This window comes from Monashia sp. HAY1-5C (assembly GCF_056755255.1).
Map to the genome: position 1 here is coordinate 1 of NZ_JBPGXG010000046.1, position 18753 is coordinate 18753.

Sequence of the window (18753 nt, forward strand, 5' to 3'; positions counted from 1 at the left end):
TCCGTCGTCGGCAGCGTCAGATGTGTATAAGAGACAGGTCTGACACCGGTCACCAGGCGTGCGCGACGTCGACGACGAGGCGCCGTCCGCCGTCGGCATCGGTCAGGACGAAGGCCCGCATGGGCAGGCGAGCCCGGACGCCGAGGCCGTAGTCGGTGTACCCCTCGAAGCTGCCGACGTCCTTCAGCTGGCGGAAGGTTCGCCAGCCGGTGAAGGTGCGGGTGCTCGTGCCGAGGGTGGAGGGCGCATCGACGGTGACCTGCAGCCTCGCGCCGCCCGCGACCGGGACGGGCAGCCCGCTGCCGGGGCCGGTGACGGACTCGACGTAGCGGACGTTGTAGCCGACGCGGCCCCTGCCGGGTGCGAGGTCGAGCACGAGCCGGTCGTAGCAGCTGTGCTGGCCGGCCCGGGCGCCGGTGACGCGTCCGGACCACATTGCGGTGGGACTGGTGCTCTTGGCGAGCGAGCCCCAGGTGATGCCGCAGTACGGCGCGGCCGAGGCGTCGGGAGACGCGGTGGCCACGCTCGTGGTGGCGGCCGCCAGGACGGCGGCTGCGGCGGCGACGGCGAGACGACGACGTGGTGTCGCGAACATGTGAGCCCCCTTGGTGCTTGGGGGCCGGGCTCCGTGCCCGGTCCCACCTGTGAGACGGGTGACGGGCCCTGTCGGTTGACGCGGAGCGGAGGCGAAGGTCGCCTCCGCCGCCCGGCCCGCGACGGCGCTGGGCACGGTGCCGAGGACGCCGGATAGGTTGTCCGACATGACGGGCGACACGACGCCGCAGCCACCGGACGGGCCGGATGGTCCGGGCGGGTCGGACCGGCGGACCGGACCCACCGGACCCACCGGACCCACCGGACCCGGCACGCTGCGGGTCCGGCTCGACCTCGCCTACGACGGCACCGGCTTCTCCGGGTGGGCGGCGCAGCCGGGCCGGCGCACCGTCGAGGGCGTGCTCGCGGACGGCCTCGCGACGGTGCTGCGCCCGACGGAGCCGCTGCGGCTCACGGTCGCCGGTCGCACCGACGCGGGGGTGCACGCCCGCGGGCAGGTCGCGCACGTCGACGTCGACCCGCACTCCTGGTCCGCCGTGCCCGGGCGCTCGGACCGCGACCCGGCAGACGCGCTCGTGCGGCGGCTGGCCGGCGTGCTGCCCCCCGACGTCGTCGTGCACCGCGCCGCGCCCGCCGCGCCCGGGTTCGACGCCCGGTTCGCCGCGCTCGAGCGACGGTACGTCTACCGCCTCGCCGACCCCCAGGCGCGGCACGACCCGTTGCGCCGCCTCGACACCGTCGCGTGGCGCCGGCCGCTCGATGCCGACGCCATGGACGCCGCCTCGGGGGCCCTCGTGGGGCTGCGTGACTTCGCCGCGTTCTGCCGGCAGCGGGACGGGGCGACGACGGTGCGCACCCTGCTCGAGCTCTCGTGGCGTCGCCTCGACGACGGCGTGCTCGCCGCGACGGTGCGCGCCGACGCCTTCTGCCACTCGATGGTCCGCTCGCTGGTCGGCGCCGTGGTGGCCGTGGGGGAGGGGAGGCGCCCCGTCGGGTGGCCGGCGGCCTTGCTCGCGCGGGGCGGACGGGCCGGTGAGGTGCACGTCATGCCCCCGCACGGACTGAGCCTCGAGGAGGTGCGCTACCCCGCGGACGCCGGGCTCGCGGCCCGCGTGGAGCAGTCGCGAGCGCGCCGTGACGGGCCGGCCGGGCACGACGGCTGAGCGCCGTCGTCCCGTCGGGGTGCCGTCCGCGCCCTGAAGGCGGCAGGGCGCTGCTCCTGGCGCTGTGGTTGGATCTTCGGCATGGTCGCCCGCCCCTCCCGCGTCGCGTCGGTCATCGGCCTGACGGTCGTGCTCGTCCTGACCGGCTGCTCCACGCACTCCGACGGACAGGACGGGGCGTCCGGGGCGCGCACCGGGGCGACGTCATCGGCCTCGAGCCCGGCGGCGACGTCGTCGGGCGCGGGGGGTGAGTCGGCGGAGGGTGACGCCGTCCGAAGTCGCTCGGCGACCTTCACGGCCGTGCCCCCGGAGGGCTGGGCGGAGGCGACCGACCGCGCCGACGAGGTGGCGGACATCGACCTCGTGCTGCTGTCCTCGAGGAAGGTCGGCAGCTTCGCCAACAACCTCGTCGTGCTCAGCAGTCCCGGCGACGGCCGGACCCTGCGCGACGAGCTGGACAAGGGCCGCGCGCAGGTCGAGGCGGCCGGACGCACGGTGTCGTCGGCCCCCGACAAGTCCGTGGCGGGGGCGACCGCCACCGGGTTCACCACCTCGTTCGAGCAGCAGGGGATCAAGGTCGTCGCCCGGTCCTACGGCCTCGTCCACCAGGGCCGCGTCTTCCTGTTCACGCTGTCCTCCTCGCAGGAGGACGCCGACCACGCCATGACCGAGCTCGACGAGATCCTCTCGTCGTGGTCGTGGTCCTGACCGCGGGACGGCAGGCCGTGAACCGGCTCGGCTCGGCCCTCCCCACGGTGGCGCTCGTGCTCGGGCCGGTGCTGCTCGGCGGGTGCAGCGAGGACCCGCCGCCGGCGCCGCCGGCTCCCACCGACACCGGCATCGTGCTGCTGCCGTCCTCGACGGCGCCGACCACGGACAGCTCGGGGCACCTCATCGAGCCCCTGCCCACCCAGCTGCCACCCGCCGCCCTCAGCGACGACCGCGTCCGTGGCCTGGAGTACAGCTACCCCGTCCCCGCCGGGTGGTCCTCAGCCGAGCGTGACCTCGACCCGCCGCCGGACACCCTCGTGCAGCCGCAGGACTCCGACGTTCCCGGGTTCATCGCGGTGGAGCGGCCGTTCGACGTGGGGTCCTCGAGCCTCCCGGACGTCGTCGACACCCTGCGCTCCGGCTTCGAGGAGAAGGGCTTCCGCCCGAAGGCCGCGCCGGAGCGGCGGGTGGCCGGCTACTCGGCGCAGGGCATCGTCGTCGACCAGTCCGAGGACGTGCGCCACGTCTACTACATCGTGGTCTTCACGCAGAAGGCGTACGCGATCCGGCTGACCTACGACCCCGGCGACCCGACCGCGCTGGCGGCGTACGAGGCCGTGCTCGACGGGTGGTCGTGGGGCTGAGTGCTCCCGCCCGCCCGCCGGCTCGTCGGCCCTCCGGCCGGTCGGGGATATCGGCGTGACGGCACCCGGCCCGATGCGTCAGGCTTGACCCTCGTGGGTCACGTCGACGTCAACTCGGTCTCCTTCAGCCTGCCCGACGGCAGGCCGCTCCTCGGCGACGTCTCGCTGCGCGTGGGGGAGGGCGCCAAGGTGGCCCTCGTCGGCCCCAACGGCGCCGGGAAGACGACGCTGACCCGCATCATCGCCGGTGACCTCGCCGCCCACGACGGGGCGGTGACCCGCTCCGGTGGCCTCGGCGTCATGCGGCAGTTCGTCGGGTCCGTCCGCGACGACTCGACGGTGCGTGACCTGCTCGTGTCCGTGGCGCCCGACCGGATCCGCACGGCCGCGCGCGAGGTGGACCGCACCGAGCTGCTCATGATGGAGCGCGACTCCGAGGACGACCAGATGGCCTACGCCCATGCCCTCGTCGAGTGGGGTGAGGCGGGCGGCTACGAGCAGGAGACGCTCTGGGACCAGTGCACGACGGCGGCGCTCGGCGTCCCGTACGAGAAGGCGCAGTGGCGAGCCGTCAACACGCTGTCCGGCGGTGAGCAGAAGCGTCTCGTCCTCGAGGCGCTGCTCCGGGGGCCCGAGGAGGTGCTCCTGCTCGACGAGCCGGACAACTACCTCGACGTCCCGGGCAAGCGCTGGCTCGAGGAGGCGCTCGTGGCCTCGCCGAAGACGGTCCTGTTCATCAGCCACGACCGCGAGCTGCTCGACCGGGTCGCCACCCGCATCGCCACCCTCGAGCCGGGCGCTGCCGGTGCGACGCTCTGGGTGCACCCCGGGCGCTTCTCGACGTACGCGCAGGCCCGCGAGGACCGCAACGCCCGCCTCGAGGAGCTGCGTCGCCGCTGGGACGAGGAGCACGCCAAGCTCAAGGCGCTCGTGCTCATGTACAAGACGAAGGCGGCCTACAACGACGGTCTCGCCTCGCGCTACCAGGCGGCACAGACCCGGCTGGCCAAGTTCGAGGACGCCGGGCCGCCCGAGGCGACGCCGATGACCCAGCACGTGCGGATGCGGCTCGCCGGCGGACGGACGGCGAAGCGGGCCGTCGTCGCCCAGGCCCTCGAGCTGACCGGGCTCATGAAGCCGTTCGACCTCGAGGTCTGGTACGGCGAACGGGTCGCGATCCTCGGCAGCAACGGCTCGGGCAAGTCCCACTTCCTGCGCCTGGTCGCCTCGGGTGGCACCGACCCCGAGCGTGAGCACCGGCCGGTCGGCGACATCCGGCCCGGCCCGGTCGCCCACCAGGGCCTCGTCCGGCTCGGGTCCCGGGTGCGGCCCGGCTGGTTCGCCCAGACCCACCAGCACCCGACGCTCGTGGGCCGCACCCTGCTCGAGATCCTGCACCGCGGCGACGAGCACCGGCCGGGCAAGCCGCGGGAGGAGGCCGCCCGCGCGCTCGACCGCTACAACCTGGCGCGCAGTGGCGAGCAGCGGTTCGAGTCGCTGTCCGGCGGGCAGCAGGCACGGTTCCAGATCCTGCTGCTCGAGCTGTCGGGCGCGACCCTGCTGCTGCTCGACGAGCCCACGGACAACCTCGACCTCCAGTCCGCCGAGGCGCTCGAGGAGGGCCTCGACCGGTTCGAGGGGACCGTCGTCGCGGTGACCCACGACCGGTGGTTCGCGCGCGGCTTCGACCGGTTCCTCGTCTTCGGCCAGGACGGACGGGTGTACGAGTCGGACGAGCCGGTGTGGGACGAGGGCCGGGTCGTCCGTCCCCGTTGAGGGCCCGGCCACGGGTGGCGGCGCGGTGACGGGTGGCGGCGCGGTGACGGGTGGCGGCGCGGTGACGGGTGGCGGCGCGGTGACGGGCCGCGGCGCCGACCGGTAGCGTCGGTCCATGGCCGACTCCCCGCTGGTGTCCCTGCTCGAGGTCCCCGTCGTCGGTGCCCCGATGGCGGGCGGTCCCTCGACGCCCGAGCTCGCGGCGGCGGTCGGCGACGCCGGTGGGCTGGGCTTCCTCGCGGGCGGGTACCTGACGACCGAGCAGCTCGCGCGACAGGTCGCCGACGTCTGGGACGCGACCGACCGGCCGTTCGGGGTCAACCTGTTCGTGCCCGCGTCGGCCAACACCTACCCGACGCGGGCGGGGCTCGCCGGCGCCCGGCGCGTGGCGGCGGTGGCGGCCTACCGCGAGCGGCTGCTGCCCGAGGCGCAGCGCCTGGGCGTCGAGCTGCCGCAACCGGACCCTGGCGACACGGACGACTGGGACCGCAAGGTCGACCTGCTGGTCCGCGAGCGGGTCCCGGTCGTGTCGTTCACCTTCGGGCTGCCGGACGCCGGGGTCCTCGGCGCGCTGCGTCGAGGCGGGTCGCTGACCCTCGCGACCGTCACGGACGCGTCCGAGGCGAAGGCGGCGCTCGACGCCGGGGTCGACGGTCTCGTCGTGCAGGGTCACGAGGGCGGCGGACACCGCGGCACGCTCGACCCGGAGGCCCGCCCCGACGCGTCCGACCTCGTCGACCTCGTGGCCGAGGTCGCCCGTCTGGCCGACGTGCCGGTCGTCGCGGCCGGTGGCGTGAGCGACTCCGACCGCGTCGCCGCGCTGCTCGGGGCCGGTGCCGCGGCGGTCCAGGTCGGCACGGTGCTGCTCCTGACGCCGGAGGCAGGGACGGGACTGGCCTACCGGCGTGCGCTCGCCGACCCGGCCTTCACGACGACGTGCGTGACGCGCGCCTTCTCCGGGCGGCTGGCCCGCTCGCTGGAGTCCGACTTCGTCCGGCGGCACTCGGAGGCGGCGCCGGCCGCCTACCCCGAGGTCCACCACGTCACGGTGCCGCTGCGTCGCGCGTCCGCCGCGGCCGACCGCCCGGACCACCTCGCCCTCTGGGCGGGAACCGGCTGGCGGGCCGCGCGTCCCGTGCCGTCGGCCACGGTGGTCGCAGGCCTCCTGCCACGCTGACCCGACCCGCCGTCGCGCCGGACCGATGGCACGGCGTGCACCCCCGAGGCCGGAGGGCGCGTCGCCGTGCGGTCCGCGGCACCGCCTACGGTGGGCCCATGGCATCAGCGGAAGGAAGCCTCCAGTGGGTCCCGGCCGGTGAGCGGCCCGACCTGCTCGCGCCGCCCGTCGCCGCGGCGATCCCCCTCGTCCCCGGGGCGCGGGTCGCGCCCATCGACGCCGCGCTCGCCGACACGGCCGCGTTCTGCGCGGCCTACGACGTCGCGCCGGAGGCGTCGGCCAACTGCGTCGTCGTCGAGGCGCGTCGCGGCGAGGTCACGACGCTCGCGGCGGTCATGGTGCTCGCCACCGACCGGGCCGACATCAACCGGGTGGTGCGCAGGCACCTCGGGGCGCGCAAGATCTCCTTCGCCGACCAGGCCCTGGCCGAGTCGCTGACCGGCATGCAGCAGGGCGGCATCACGCCCGTCGGGCTGCCGGACGGCTGGCCGGTGCTCGTGGACGCGAACGTCGTCGCGGCCGGACCGGTCGTCATCGGCGCCGGGTTGCGGGGGGCCAAGCTGCTGCTCGACGGGGCGAGCCTGGCCGGGCTGCCCGGTGCGGACGTCGTCGAGCTGGCCCTGCCCGCCTCGCCGGGCCCGGACCCCAGGGGCTGAGGTGCGAGGGGCGGCTCAGCCGGCGGCGTCCCAGAGGAGGCGCGAGCGCTCGGCAGCCGTGGTCCCGCCCCAGATGCCGTAGGGCTCGGGCACCCGCATCGCGTGCTCGAGGCACTGGCGGACGACGGGGCACGAGGCGCAGACGCCCTTGGCCGAATCGGTGCGCTCGCGCCGGGCGACCTGCCCGAGGTCGGGGTCGTCGGCGAAGAACTGCTCGACGTCGGCACCGCGGCACAGGCCCTGTTCCTGCCACTCGTAGGACTCGTGCACGGGGCGGGGAAGTCGCGTCACGTTCATGGGGTCGTTCGTTCCTTCCTTCGGGTCGCGGCCGGACGGCGGCCGGATCGTGCAGGCCAAACTTATGCACAACTCACGCAGTTGCACAAGATCTGTCGATGCCTCTATCGTGAGGTCGTCGCACCGGCCGTGTCGCCGGGCGGCGGGAGCTGGCGGCGGTGAGCGCCGGAGGGCCGGGCTGTTCGGTGAGGCACACATGAGCGACGACGTGACGGCACACGACGGGACCACCCGGGACGGGGGGTCCGACGTCGGCATGCCGGCCCGGCACCTGCCCGAGCTCAGCTGGTCGGTGGGCGCGGTCGCGGAGCGCCTCGGGGTGTCCGCGTCGACGTTGCGCTCGTGGGAGCGGCGGTACGGGCTCGGGCCGACCCACCGGACGCACGGCAACCACCGACGCTACGGACCCGCCGACGTCCAGCGGGTGCAGCTCATGGCGCGACTCACCGGTCACGGGGTCCCCGCGCACGCGGCTGCGGAGTCGGTGTCCGGCCTGACCGACGCCGGCGTCGCCGCACGGCTCGCGAGCTCCGGCGGCGAGTGGGTGGGCTCGGCCCCGGTGCTCGACCATCCCGCCGGTGGCCGCCGCGCCGCCGCGCCGCAGGACGACGTGCCCGAGCCGTCGTTCTCGCCCCAGGTCCTCGTCGACGGCATCGTGTCGGCCGCCATGGGGTTCGACGCGAGCTCCCTCGTCGCCTACTACCGGCAGGCCTTGCGGCAGCTCGACTTCCGGGAGGCCTGGGGATCGGTCTTCGCGCCGGCCCTGCGCCTCGTCGGCGAGCGCTGGGGTGACGGGTCGCTCGGCGTGCAGGGGGAGCACCTGGCCAGCGAGCTCCTCCAGGCTGAGCTGCGCTCGGTCGTCCGAGCCAACCGGCAGCGCGTGTCCGGGGCGCCGGTCCTGCTCGGCAGCGCCGACGACGAGCACCACCACCTGCCGGTCGTCGCGGTCGAGGCGGAGCTCGCCCGGTGCGGGGCCAGGAGCGTCTTCCTCGGGGCGCGCGTTCCCGCCCGGTCGATGGTCGACGCCGTCGTGCAGGCTCGGGCTCGCGTCGTGTTCCTCTGGGCCTCGCTCGATCGACCCACCGACGAGCCGTTCTGGACGCTGCTGTCCGACGCGGGACACCCCGTCGTCGTCGTGCTCGGTGGGCCCGGCTGGCCGGAGCCGACGCCCGATCCGGCCCCCGGCATCGAGGTCGTGCACGTGGACGACCTCGGCGCGGCGGTCGACCGCCTCCTGCTGGCGAACGGACGCGACGCCTTCGCCTGAGCCCCGCAAGAATCTGGCACAGATTGCAAAAAGTTGCAGCGAACCTCTGGCGCGGGGGACGAACCGGACGCTACGTTGCCGGATGGCCGGCGACGGGGACCCTCCACGAACGCGTGGGACCCGCCGGCCCTTCCCCTGCACGAAGGAGTGCACATGCGCCGTAGGCCGGCCCTGACCGCCGCCAGCGTCTCCGCCCTCGTCCTGGCCGGGGCCGTCATGCCGCTCGCCGGGCCCTCGACCGCTCGCGCCGCCGAGCGAACTGCCACCCTCGTCGGGTCGCTCCAGAGCGAGCTCGGCTGCCCGGGCGACTGGCAGCCCGACTGCGGGGCCACCGACCTCGTCCGCCAGGCTGGGACGAGCACGTACTCCGCCGAGTTCGACGTGCCCGCAGGCTCCTACGAGCTCAAGGTCGCGATCGACCACGCCTGGGACGAGAGCTACGGCAAGGACGGCGGCGGCTCGAACATCCCCCTCGTCCTCGCGGGCCCCGAGCGCCTGCGCATCACCTACGACGACGCGTCGCATGCTGTCGGCATCGCCCCGACCGACCTGCCTGGGGCCGCCACCGAGGCGGACGCGCAGCTCGCCGGCCAGTCGCTGCGCACCGGCTCGACGCGGGAGCGGTTCTACTTCGTCATGGCCGACCGGTTCGCCGACGGCGACGCCACCAACGACCGCGGTGGCCTGACCGGCGACCGGCTCGTCACCGGCTACGACCCGACGAACATGGGCTTCTACCACGGTGGCGACCTCAAGGGCGTCATCGGCAAGCTCGACTACATCAAGGGCCTGGGCACGACGGCGATCTGGCTGACCCCGTCGTTCAAGAACCGCCCCGTCCAGGGCTCCGGGTCGGACGCGAGCGCCGGCTACCACGGCTACTGGGTCACCGACTTCACCCAGATCGACCCGCACCTCGGCACCAACGCCGACATGAAGGACCTCATCGCCGCGGCGCACGCCAAGGGCATGAAGGTCTACTTCGACATCATCACGAACCACACCGCCGACGTCATCTCCTACGAGGACGGCGAGTACACCTACGTCCCCAAGGCCGACAAGCCCTACCGCGACGCCCAGGGCAACGCCTTCGACGACGCCGACTACGCCGGCAAGGACACGTTCCCGGCGATGGACCCGGCGACCTCGTTCCCGTACGTGCCGGTCGTCGCCGACGCCGACAAGGACGTCAAGGTGCCGGCGTGGCTCAACGACGTGACGCTCTACCACAACCGCGGCGACTCGACGTATGCCGGCGAGTCCGCCACGTACGGCGACTTCTCCGGTCTCGACGACCTGTTCACCGAGAACCACGAGGTCGTCAGGGGCATGGAGGACATCTACAAGCCGTGGGTCGACGTCGGCGTCGACGGCTTCCGCATCGACACCGCCAAGCACGTCAACCTGCAGTTCTGGCAGCAGTTCTCGCCCGCGATCCTCGACCACGCGAAGCAGAACGGCAAGAACTTCTTCATGTTCGGCGAGGTGTACGACGCAAACCCGTCGTACACCAGCCAGTTCACGACCAAGGGCAGGCTCCCCGCGACTCTCGACTTCGGCTTCCAGGGCGCGGCCCTCGGGTTCGCCCAGAGCAAGGCGACCACCGGCATCCGCGACCTCTTCGCCGGTGACGACTGGTACACCGACACCGACTCCAACGCCTACGAGCTGCCGACCTTCCTCGGCAACCACGACATGGGCCGCGTCGGCGCCATGCTCCAGGCCGCCGGCTACTCCGGCCAGGAGCTGCTCGACCGCGACCGGCTCGCCACCTCGATGATGTTCCTGACCCGCGGCCAGCCGGTCGTCTACTACGGCGACGAGCAGGGCTTCACCGGCCCGACCTCCGGCTTCGACGACAAGCGCGCGCGCCAGGACATGTTCCCGACGCAGACTGCCGACTACGCCGACGACACCATCGTCGGCAGCACCGAGAAGGCCGGCACCGGTGCGCACTACGACACGGGCGCCCCGCTGTACCGCAGCATCGCCGCGCTCTCCGCGCTGCGCCAGGCCAACCCGGCGCTCGCCGACGGCGCGCAGGTGCACCGCTACGCGAGCGACAGCGCCGGCATCTACGCGGTCAGCCGCATCGACAAGGCGGCCAAGCGCGAGTACCTCGTCGTGGCCAACAACGCCACGTCGACGAAGCAGGCGACCTTCCAGACCTACTCGGCACGCTCGAGGTTCAGCCCGCTGCTCGGTGGGCCCGGCGACGTCCGTGCCGACGCGTCGGGGCGCGTGACCGTCAGCGTCCCGCCGCTGTCGGTCAAGGTCTTCCGCGCCGACTCGACGATGGAGGTCTCGCGCACGGCCCCGCCGGTGTACCCGCTGTCCCCGAGCGCCGGTGGCGTCGTCGGCGGCCGTGCCGAGATCTCGGCGGCGGTCCCCGGCGACACCTTCGCCGACGTCACCTTCCTCGCGCGTCCGACCGGCACGTCCGAGTGGTCCACCATCGGCACCGACGACAACGCCCCGTACCGGGTCTTCCACGACGTCACCGGCTACGCCAAGGGCACGCTCATGGAGTACCGCGTGCTCGCCCGCGACCTCGCCGGGCACGTGTCGGCGACCTCGACGTACGGCGTCGTCGGCGACCCCGCCCCGCCGGGCGGCAGCGGCGGTGGCGGCGGCGTCGGACCGGTCACGCAGCCCGGCAACGTCAGCGTCCCCGGCAGCGACAACAGCGAGATGGGCTGCTCGGGTGACTGGCAGCCCGACTGCGCGCAGGCCCAGCTGGCGCTCGACCCCAAGGATGACATCTGGAAGGGCTCGTACACCGGCCTGCCCGCCGGCGACTACGAGTACAAGGCCGCCATCGACAGGAAGTGGGACGAGAACTACGGGGCGGGCGCCCTCAAGGGTGGCTCGAACATCCCGCTGACGGTCCCGGCCGGCGGGTCGGTCAGCTTCTACTACGACCACCGCAGCCACTGGGTGACCAGCGACGCGCAGGGGCCGATCATCACCGCGCCCGGCTCGTTCCAGAGCGAGCTCGGCTGCCCCGGCGACTGGGCGCCGGACTGCATGCGCTCGTGGCTGCAGGACCCCGACGGCGACGGCACGTACACCTCCAGCACCGATGCCATCCCGGCCGGCAGCTACGAGCTCAAGGTCGCGCACGGTCTGACGTGGGACGAGAACTACGGAGCCGGTGGCGCGCCCGGCGGCGCGAACATCGCGTTCACGGTGCCCTCCGACGGCGTCGTCACGACGATCAGCTACGTCCTCGCGACGCACCAGATCTCGGTCAAGACCTCGCGGGCCGGCGCCGCGCCCGACCTGACCAAGGCCAAGGCGTTCGTCGTCGGCCCCGACCTCGTCGCCTGGCCGGCCGCGGGCCTGCCGGCCGGCACCGACCCGGCGACGCTCTCCTGGCGCCTGCACTGGTCGGCGACCGGTGGCCTCGCGGTCGACGCCGAGGCCGTGACCGGTGGCTCGGTCGCGACCCTGACGCGTGACCCCGCGGGCCTGCCGGCCTCGCTCGTCGCGGCCCACCCCGAGCTCAAGGGCTACGTGGCGCTGCGCACCGACCAGGCGACGGCACGGCAGATGGGCGACATCCTCCGCGGCCAGGTGGCCGTGGCGATGTACGACTCGTCGGGCGCGCTGCTCGACGCCACGGGTGCCCAGACGGCGATCGCCCTCGACGCGCTCTACGCTACGGCGGCGAGCCGGGGCGCCTACGGAGTCAGCGTCTCCGGTGGCCGCGTGGGCTTCCGCGTCTGGGCCCCGACGGCCCGACAGGTGACCCTGCTGACCTGGGCCGCGGGCTCGGCCGACCAGCCGGTCGCGACGGCGCACCGGACCGCCATGACGCGCTCGACGGACGGCTCGTGGTCCACCTCGCTCGGCAGCGCGGGTCGCAACGCCCGGTACCTCTACGAGGTGAAGGTGTGGGCGCCGAGCACGCAGAAGGTCGAGACGAACGTCGTCACCGACCCGGCGTCGGTGGCGCTGACGCCGAACTCGACCCGCTCGGTGGCCGTCGACCTCGCGGACCCGGCGTTCATGCCGTCGGCGTGGCGCACGACCCCCTCGCCGCGCCTGACCAAGGACGTCGACTCGACGATCTACGAGCTGCACGTGCGCGACTACTCGATGAGCGACGCCAAGGTGCCGGCCGCCCTGCGCGGCAGCTACCTGGCCTTCGCCGAGAACGGTGACGGTCGGGCCCACCTCAAGGCCCTGGCCAAGGCGGGTCTCAACACCGTTCACCTGCTGCCGACCTTCGACATCGCCTCGATCGAGGAGGACAAGGCCAAGCAGCAGACGCCGCAGTGCGACCTGCCCTCCTACGCCCCGGACAGCGACGCGCAGCAGAAGTGCGTCACGGCGGTCGCGAGCAAGGACGCGTTCAACTGGGGCTACGACCCCTACCACTGGAGCGTCCCGGACGGCTCGTACACCTCGACGACGCAGGCGGCCGACGGTGGCCAGCGCGTCGCCCAGTTCCGCACCATGGTCGGGGCCCTGCACCAGGACGGCCTGCGCGTCGTCCTCGACCAGGTCTTCAACCACACGGCGGCCTCCGGCCAGGCCGACCAGTCGGTCCTCGACAAGGTCGTCCCGGGGTACTACCACCGGCTCAACGCCAGCGGTGCGGTCGAGACCTCGACGTGCTGCCAGAACGTCGCCACCGAGCACGCGATGGGTCAGAAGCTCATGGTCGACTCGGTCGTGTCGTGGGCCCGCAGCTACAAGGTCGACGGCTTCCGCTTCGACCTCATGGGCCACCACAGCCGCGACAACCTGCTCGCGGTGCGCTCGGCGCTCGATGCCCTGACGCCGGCCGAGGACGGCGTCGACGGAAAGGCGATCTACCTCTACGGAGAGGGCTGGAACTTCGGCGAGGTCGCGGACAACGCCCGGTTCACCCAGGCCACGCAGGGCCAGCTCGGCGGCACCGGCATCGGGACCTTCAGCGACCGGCTGCGCGACGCCGTCCGCGGCGGTGGGCCGTTCGACGACGACCCGCGCCGCCAGGGCTTCGGCTCCGGCGAGGCGACCGACCCGAACGGGGCGGCCGTCAACGACGGAGCAGCCACGCGTCTGGCGCACGACACCGACCTCGTGCAGCTCGGCCTCGCCGGCAACCTCCGGGCCTTCCAGTTCCGCAGCCAGGAGAGCGGACAGGTCGTGCGGGGCGACAAGGTCGACTACAACGGGGCACCCGCCGGCTACGCCGACCAGCCCGACGAGGTCGTCAGCTACGTCGACGCGCACGACAACGAGACGCTCTTCGACGCCCTGACGTACAAGCTGCCTGTCGCGACGTCGATGACCGACCGGGTGCGGATGAACACCCTGTCGCTCGCGACCACCGCTCTGGCACAGACGCCCTCGTTCTGGCACGCCGGTGCGGACCTGCTGCGCAGCAAGTCGCTCGACCGCGACTCCTACGACAGCGGCGACTGGTTCAACCGCCTCGACTGGACGGGCGCGGACAACGGGTTCGGCCACGGCCTCCCGCCCGAGGGACCGAACTCGAACAAGTGGTCCTACATGAAGCCGCTGCTCGCGAACCCGGCGCTCAAGCCGGGCGCGAGCGACGTGCAGTCGGCGAGCGCCATGGCCGAAGACCTGCTGCGCCTGCGGTTCAGCAGCCCGCTGTTCCGCCTGGGCTCGGCCTCGGCCATCGAGTCGAAGGTGTCGTTCCCGGCCTCGGGCACTGCCGACGCCCATGCCGGCGTCGTCGTCATGCGCATCGACGACACGATGGGCGCCGACGCCGACCCGCGGCTCGACGGCCTCGTCGTCGTGTTCAACGCGACGCCCGACGCCGTGTCGCAGAAGGTGCCCGGCCTCACCGGGGCGCTGGCGCTCAGCCCGGTGCAGGCCGGCGGGGCCGACCCAGTGGTCAGGCGGTCCACGTGGGACGCCTCGACGTCGACGCTGACCGTCCCGGCCCGCACCGTCGCGGTGTTCGTCCTGCCGCACTGACGCCTCCGACCAACGGCGTCAAGCACCCAGGGGAGGTCGTCGGCCGCAACAACGCGCCATGTGGTCGGGAGTCGCGGTCGGGATCGCTGCACGGCCACGACAACGCGCCATGTGGTCGCGAGTCGCGGTCGGGATCGCTCCACCGCCCGGCGGGTGCGGGCCGGGTCTACGTTGGACGCGTGACCGACATGACGTACCGACAGCTCGGCGACAGCGGCCTCACCGTCTCCACGGTCGGGCTCGGCTGCAACAACTTCGGCCGTCGCATCGACCAGGAGGCGACCAACGCTGTCGTGCGCACCGCCCTCGACGCCGGCGTCACCCTCTTCGACACGGCCGACATCTACGGTCAGGGCGCGAGCGAGGAGATGCTCGGGCTGGCCCTGGGCGCCGAGCGCGACAACGTCGTCGTCGCCACGAAGTTCGGCATGGACATGCAGGGCTCCAACGGGCCCGACTGGGGCGTGCGCGGCTCGCGGCGCTATGTGCGCAAGGCGGTCGAGGCCAGCCTGCGGCGCCTGGGCACCGACTGGATCGACCTCTACCAGCTGCACCGCCCCGACCCCGTGACGCCGGTCGACGAGACCCTGGCGGCCCTCGACGAGCTGGTCCGCGAGGGCAAGGTGCGCTACATCGGCAGCAGCAACTTCACCGGCTGGCAGGTCGTCGACGCCGACTGGACCGCGCGCGCAGCCGGCACGGCCCGGTTCGTGTCGGCCCAGAACGAGTACTCCCTGCTCGAGCGTGACGTCGAGGAGGAGCTCGTCCCGGCGTGCGAGCACGTCGGCGTCGGGCTGCTGCCGTTCTTCCCGCTCGCGAGCGGCCTGCTCACGGGCAAGTACCGACGCGGCGAGCCGGCGCCGGAGGGCGCACGCCTCGCGGCGAACACCGACCGGCTCGCCGGCGCGGACTGGGACACCCTCGAGGCCCTCGAGGCGTTCGCCGCCCGTCGCGACCTGCGCCTCGTCGACGTCGCGATCGGCGGCCTGGCCGCGCAGCCGGCCGTCGCCTCGGTCATCGCCGGTGCGACGCGTCCCGAGCAGGTGCTCGACAACGTCCGCGCCGGTGCGTGGGACCCGAGCCCCGAGGACCTGGCCGAGCTCGACGACATCACCACGCCACCCGCCTGACGCCGTCCGTCGCCGCGCCGGCCGCGGTGACCGGTGCTCACCGGGCGGGCGACACGGGCTCCCGACCGGGTGTGGGGGAGGAGGTCGGCGCCCCGGTCGCCGGCGCCGTGGCATGGGGCACTGTGGTGTCGGGCACCGTGGTGTCGGGCACCGTGGTGTCGGGCACCGCGGTGTCGGGTGCCGACCCGGCCAGGGTGTCTCGGTCGACCTCGGCGCGCCTCGCGGCCCGGTAGAACCCGGCCCCGACGATGCTGACCGCACCGGCGCAGACCATCGCGGCCTGGGTCGAGGTGGCATCGGCGAGCACGCCCATGACCGACGCACCGACGGCGAAGGCGGCCGAGGCGACCATCGAGTTCATCGACAGCACGGTGGCGCGGTTGCGGGCCTGCGCCTCACGGTGCAGCAGCGTCGAGTGGGCCGGCCCCGCCGCTCCGTGCAGCAGGTAGGTGACGCCGTAGGCGGCGACGAGGGCAGCCGGTCCGGCGACGAGGCCCATGACGACGGCACCGAGCCCGTTGAGGACGCGGGCGAGGACCGCGGTGCGCGCCACCCCGATGCGGCGGCTCGACCACCCGGACAGGGTCGCGCCCACGGCGAAGACGGCCCAGCCGGCCGCGGCCACCGGACCCATGATGGCGCCGGCGCGTTCCTCGCCGCCGACGAGCTCGGCGAGCCGGATCGGCTGGAAGGTCTCGAAGACGATCATGGCGGTCGACCAGAAGACCTCGACGAGGACGATGCCGCGCAGCACCGCGTTGCCCCGCAGCATGCCGAGGCCCTCGCGCACGACGGTGGGAGCCTCCCGCGTCGAGGCGACGGCCCGGCGCAGGCCGCTCACGTCGACGTGCTCGGCCGCGCGCGGTTCCCGCAGCAGTGCCAGCACGGCGACGAGGTGCACGACGTTGAGCGCGACGAACACCGCCACCGGCAGGACGAGGGCCGAGGCACCCTGGAACGGGTGCCACCACACCAGGGCGCCCGACACGAGTGCGCCGCTCGCGATGCCGCCGCCGAGCACCGTGCCCTGCGCGGCGAGCGACGCGTCGACGTCGGCGCCCGGCGTCGTCGCGTGCACGGTGTCGACGAACCACGCCTCGAGCGGCCCGGAGTCCAGCGCCCGGAAGACGCCGGTGAGCACGGCTGCGACGAGGAACATCCAGTACGTGTGCGCGGCGAGCAGCAGGGCGCTGGCGACGACGTTGACGACCGCCGACACGACGAAGACCGGCCTGCGCCCGAAGGCGTCGGCGAACCCGCTCGTCGGCAGCTCGAGGACGAAGATCGTCAGGCCGGCCGCCGAGGACACCGTCATCGCCTGCGACACGGTCAGGCCGCGCTCGAGCTGCCAGAGGGTGAGCAGGCCGACGACGAGACCGACGGGGAACCACCGGGTCAGGCTCAGGAGGAGGAAGACGCGTCGGGCGGCCGCGGGCGACAGCACGGCCCGCCGAGCCGCGCTCATCGCCCGCCGCCGGCGCGGGAGCCCTCGCCGGGGCCGCCGGGGCCGCGTCCGGGTGGGCGGTCCAGGTCGATGGGGTAGGTGAACGCGTAGACCGCGATCCGCCGGGCGTTCGGGTTGCCCTGGCCGAGGCGCCGGTAGCGCTCGACGAGGTCCCACATCTCCTCGCGCAGCTGCTCGAGGGCCTCGGGCGTGACGAGGACGGCGGCGTCGCTCGACCCGCAGGCGTCCTGCCACGCGGCGGGCCACGTCATCGACACGTCGAGCCAGCGGTCGTACTGCTCGGCGAAGTGGCGCGCGTAGTCGCGCGTCAGCCAGTTGAGCGCGGTCTCGGAGTCCTCGTCCCCCTCGAAGTCGCTCGGGTGCCAGGAGTGGAACTCGGAGCTGGCGCGCCAGAGGCGGCGCTTGCCCTCGCCCTCGCCGGTGTCCTCGACGAGGCCCACCGCCTCGAGCTTGCGCAGGTGGTAGCTCGTCGCGCCGGAGTTGGTGCCGAGGGCGGTGGCGAGGTCGGTGGCGGTGGCGGGGCCGCCACGGCGGAGGGCGCCGAGGAGGCGCGAGCGGAGCGGGTGCGCGAGGACCCGGAGGCTCTCGGGGGTGAGCCAGACGTTGTCCGGCGTCGGGGGGTGTGCAGCCATAGTGTGCACACTACCTTTGCACAATCTGTTTGCACAAGGGTTCTGCATAGCGCGTTCTGCGGTGCATCACCGCAGGTCAGCGGCCGTTCGGCGCGTTCGTCACGAGGATTTGGCTGCGGGCCGGACGCTCCGTAGACTTGACGACTGTTGTGCCGAACCGGCAGAGCGATGCCCGGAGCCCGCGCGGACCAGCGCGGCCCCGCGTCCAGCGCCTCGGACCGGCGCGGGTCATCGCCCGGGCGGCACGCATCCATCGTTTGAAGCGAGAAGGCAGACTCCATTGCGCACGTACACCCCGAAGCCCGGCGAGGTCACTCGCACGTGGCACGTCATCGACGCCACCGACGTCGTGCTCGGACGCCTCGCGAGCCAGGCTGCGATCCTGCTCCGGGGCAAGCACAAGCCGCAGTTCGCGCCGCACGTCGACACCGGTGACTTCGTCATCATCGTCAACGCCGAGAAGGTCGCCCTCACCGGCGCCAAGCTCGAGCAGAAGAAGGCCTACCGCCACTCGGGCTTCCCGGGCGGCCTGCGCTCCACCTCCTACACCGAGCTGCTCGCCAAGAGCCCCGAGAAGGCCGTCGAGAAGGCGATCCGGGGCATGCTCCCGAAGAACTCGCTGGCCCGCCAGCAGCTGTCCAAGCTCAAGGTCTACCGCGGTGCCGAGCACCCGCACGCGGCCCAGCAGCCCGTCCCCTTCGAGATCTCCCAGGTCGCGCAGTAAGGCCCGGCGCCGCCGCTGCTGCGTAGAAAGCGAACAGACACCGTGACTGACATCATCAACGAGGGCGTCCTCGACACCGACGAGCCCGAGCTCACCGAGTACACGTCCGAGTCCGACACCTCGGTGACCGGCGAGGCCAAGCGCTCCCGCCAGGTCTCGACGCCCGGTTCGGCCACCGGCCGCCGCAAGCAGGCCATCGCCCGCGTCCGCATCGTGCCGGGCACCGGCGAGTGGAAGATCAACGGCCGTGCGCTCGAGGACTACTTCCCGAACAAGGTGCACCAGCAGATCGTCCGCGAGCCGCTGACGATCCTCGAGCTCGAGGGCTCCTACGACGTGCTCGTCCGCGTGCACGGCGGTGGCCCCTCCGGCCAGGCCGGTGCGGTGCGCCTCGGCGTGGCCCGCTCGCTCAACGAGGTCGACGCCGAGCTCAACCGGCCGGCGCTGAAGAAGGCCGGCTTCCTCACCCGCGACGCCCGCGTCCCGGAGCGCAAGAAGGCCGGTCTCAAGAAGGCCCGCAAGGCGCCCCAGTACAGCAAGCGCTGACACGCCGCGCCACCCGGCGCCCCCCGCGTGCACGAAGGCCCCCGAGCAGCTGCTCGGGGGCCTTCGT

The 18753-nt window shown here is 73.4% G+C and carries 15 protein-coding genes; 11 read left to right on the forward strand and 4 right to left on the reverse strand.

Annotated elements, in window-relative coordinates; genetic code table 11:
* Positions 1 to 49: 49 nt before the first annotated feature.
* On the reverse strand, positions 50 to 595 hold the full coding sequence (locus tag ACR9ZK_RS09245; RefSeq protein WP_481341604.1) for an AMIN-like domain-containing (lipo)protein: 546 nt from the start codon (positions 593 to 595) through the stop codon (positions 50 to 52).
* A gap of 166 nt (positions 596 to 761) precedes the next feature.
* Here ACR9ZK_RS09245 and truA point away from each other — a divergent pair, with 166 nt between their 5' ends.
* The 6 genes from truA to ACR9ZK_RS09275 all read left to right on the forward strand — a co-directional run bounded on the left by truA (position 762) and on the right by ACR9ZK_RS09275 (position 6682).
* Positions 762 to 1718, forward strand: a complete 957-nt coding sequence (gene truA / locus ACR9ZK_RS09250; RefSeq protein ID WP_481341605.1) for a tRNA pseudouridine(38-40) synthase TruA — start codon at positions 762 to 764, stop codon at positions 1716 to 1718.
* Between the two features lie 81 nt (positions 1719 to 1799).
* Positions 1800 to 2426, forward strand: coding sequence for a hypothetical protein (locus ACR9ZK_RS09255; protein ID WP_481341606.1), 627 nt, complete (start codon positions 1800 to 1802; stop codon positions 2424 to 2426).
* Positions 2411 to 3073 (forward strand): hypothetical protein, encoded by a 663-nt coding sequence (locus ACR9ZK_RS09260; protein WP_481341607.1) that lies wholly within the window; start codon positions 2411 to 2413, stop codon positions 3071 to 3073. The genes ACR9ZK_RS09255 and ACR9ZK_RS09260 overlap by 16 nt, the downstream gene beginning before the upstream one ends.
* 93 nt (positions 3074 to 3166) lie before the next feature.
* Positions 3167 to 4849 (forward strand): ABC-F family ATP-binding cassette domain-containing protein, encoded by a 1683-nt coding sequence (locus tag ACR9ZK_RS09265; protein ID WP_481341626.1) that lies wholly within the window; start codon positions 3167 to 3169, stop codon positions 4847 to 4849.
* 115 nt (positions 4850 to 4964) lie between these two features.
* Positions 4965 to 6026, forward strand: a complete 1062-nt coding sequence (locus tag ACR9ZK_RS09270) for a nitronate monooxygenase (RefSeq protein WP_481341608.1) — start codon at positions 4965 to 4967, stop codon at positions 6024 to 6026.
* A 98-nt stretch (positions 6027 to 6124) separates the two neighbouring features.
* Positions 6125 to 6682 carry a YbaK/EbsC family protein gene (locus ACR9ZK_RS09275; protein WP_481341609.1) on the forward strand — a complete coding sequence of 186 codons (558 nt, stop codon included), beginning with the start codon at positions 6125 to 6127 and terminating at the stop codon, positions 6680 to 6682.
* Positions 6683 to 6697: 15 nt separating this feature from the next.
* On the opposite strand, the gene ACR9ZK_RS09280 is transcribed toward ACR9ZK_RS09275, so the two are convergent.
* Complete coding sequence (locus ACR9ZK_RS09280) at positions 6698 to 6979, reverse strand: WhiB family transcriptional regulator (RefSeq protein WP_481341610.1); 282 nt, start codon at positions 6977 to 6979, stop codon at positions 6698 to 6700.
* A gap of 196 nt (positions 6980 to 7175) precedes the next feature.
* Here ACR9ZK_RS09280 and ACR9ZK_RS09285 point away from each other — a divergent pair, with 196 nt between their 5' ends.
* The 3 genes from ACR9ZK_RS09285 (at position 7176) to ACR9ZK_RS09295 (ending at position 15319) form a co-directional block, all read left to right on the forward strand.
* Positions 7176 to 8246 carry a MerR family transcriptional regulator gene (locus ACR9ZK_RS09285; protein WP_481341611.1) on the forward strand — a complete coding sequence of 357 codons (1071 nt, stop codon included), beginning with the start codon at positions 7176 to 7178 and terminating at the stop codon, positions 8244 to 8246.
* Between the two features lie 153 nt (positions 8247 to 8399).
* A complete protein-coding gene (pulA, locus tag ACR9ZK_RS09290; RefSeq protein ID WP_481341612.1) occupies positions 8400 to 14189 on the forward strand; it encodes a pullulanase-type alpha-1,6-glucosidase in 5790 nt (1929 codons plus the stop codon).
* A gap of 188 nt (positions 14190 to 14377) precedes the next feature.
* Positions 14378 to 15319 carry an aldo/keto reductase gene (locus tag ACR9ZK_RS09295; protein ID WP_481341627.1) on the forward strand — a complete coding sequence of 314 codons (942 nt, stop codon included), beginning with the start codon at positions 14378 to 14380 and terminating at the stop codon, positions 15317 to 15319.
* A gap of 37 nt (positions 15320 to 15356) precedes the next feature.
* On the opposite strand, the gene ACR9ZK_RS09300 is transcribed toward ACR9ZK_RS09295, so the two are convergent.
* On the reverse strand, positions 15357 to 16784 hold the full coding sequence (locus tag ACR9ZK_RS09300) for an MFS transporter (protein WP_481341613.1): 1428 nt from the start codon (positions 16782 to 16784) through the stop codon (positions 15357 to 15359).
* The gene (locus tag ACR9ZK_RS09305) at positions 16781 to 17416 is read right to left on the reverse strand and encodes a winged helix-turn-helix domain-containing protein (protein WP_481341614.1); all 636 of its coding nucleotides are present in this window, start codon (positions 17414 to 17416) and stop codon (positions 16781 to 16783) included. Before ACR9ZK_RS09305 ends, ACR9ZK_RS09300 begins: the two co-directional genes overlap by 4 nt.
* 280 nt (positions 17417 to 17696) lie before the next feature.
* On the opposite strand from ACR9ZK_RS09305, the gene rplM reads away from it, so the two are divergent.
* Positions 17697 to 18140 carry a 50S ribosomal protein L13 gene (gene rplM, locus ACR9ZK_RS09310; protein ID WP_481341615.1) on the forward strand — a complete coding sequence of 148 codons (444 nt, stop codon included), beginning with the start codon at positions 17697 to 17699 and terminating at the stop codon, positions 18138 to 18140.
* Between the two features lie 42 nt (positions 18141 to 18182).
* Positions 18183 to 18686 (forward strand): 30S ribosomal protein S9, encoded by a 504-nt coding sequence (rpsI, locus tag ACR9ZK_RS09315; RefSeq protein ID WP_481341616.1) that lies wholly within the window; start codon positions 18183 to 18185, stop codon positions 18684 to 18686.
* Positions 18687 to 18753 lie beyond the last annotated feature (67 nt).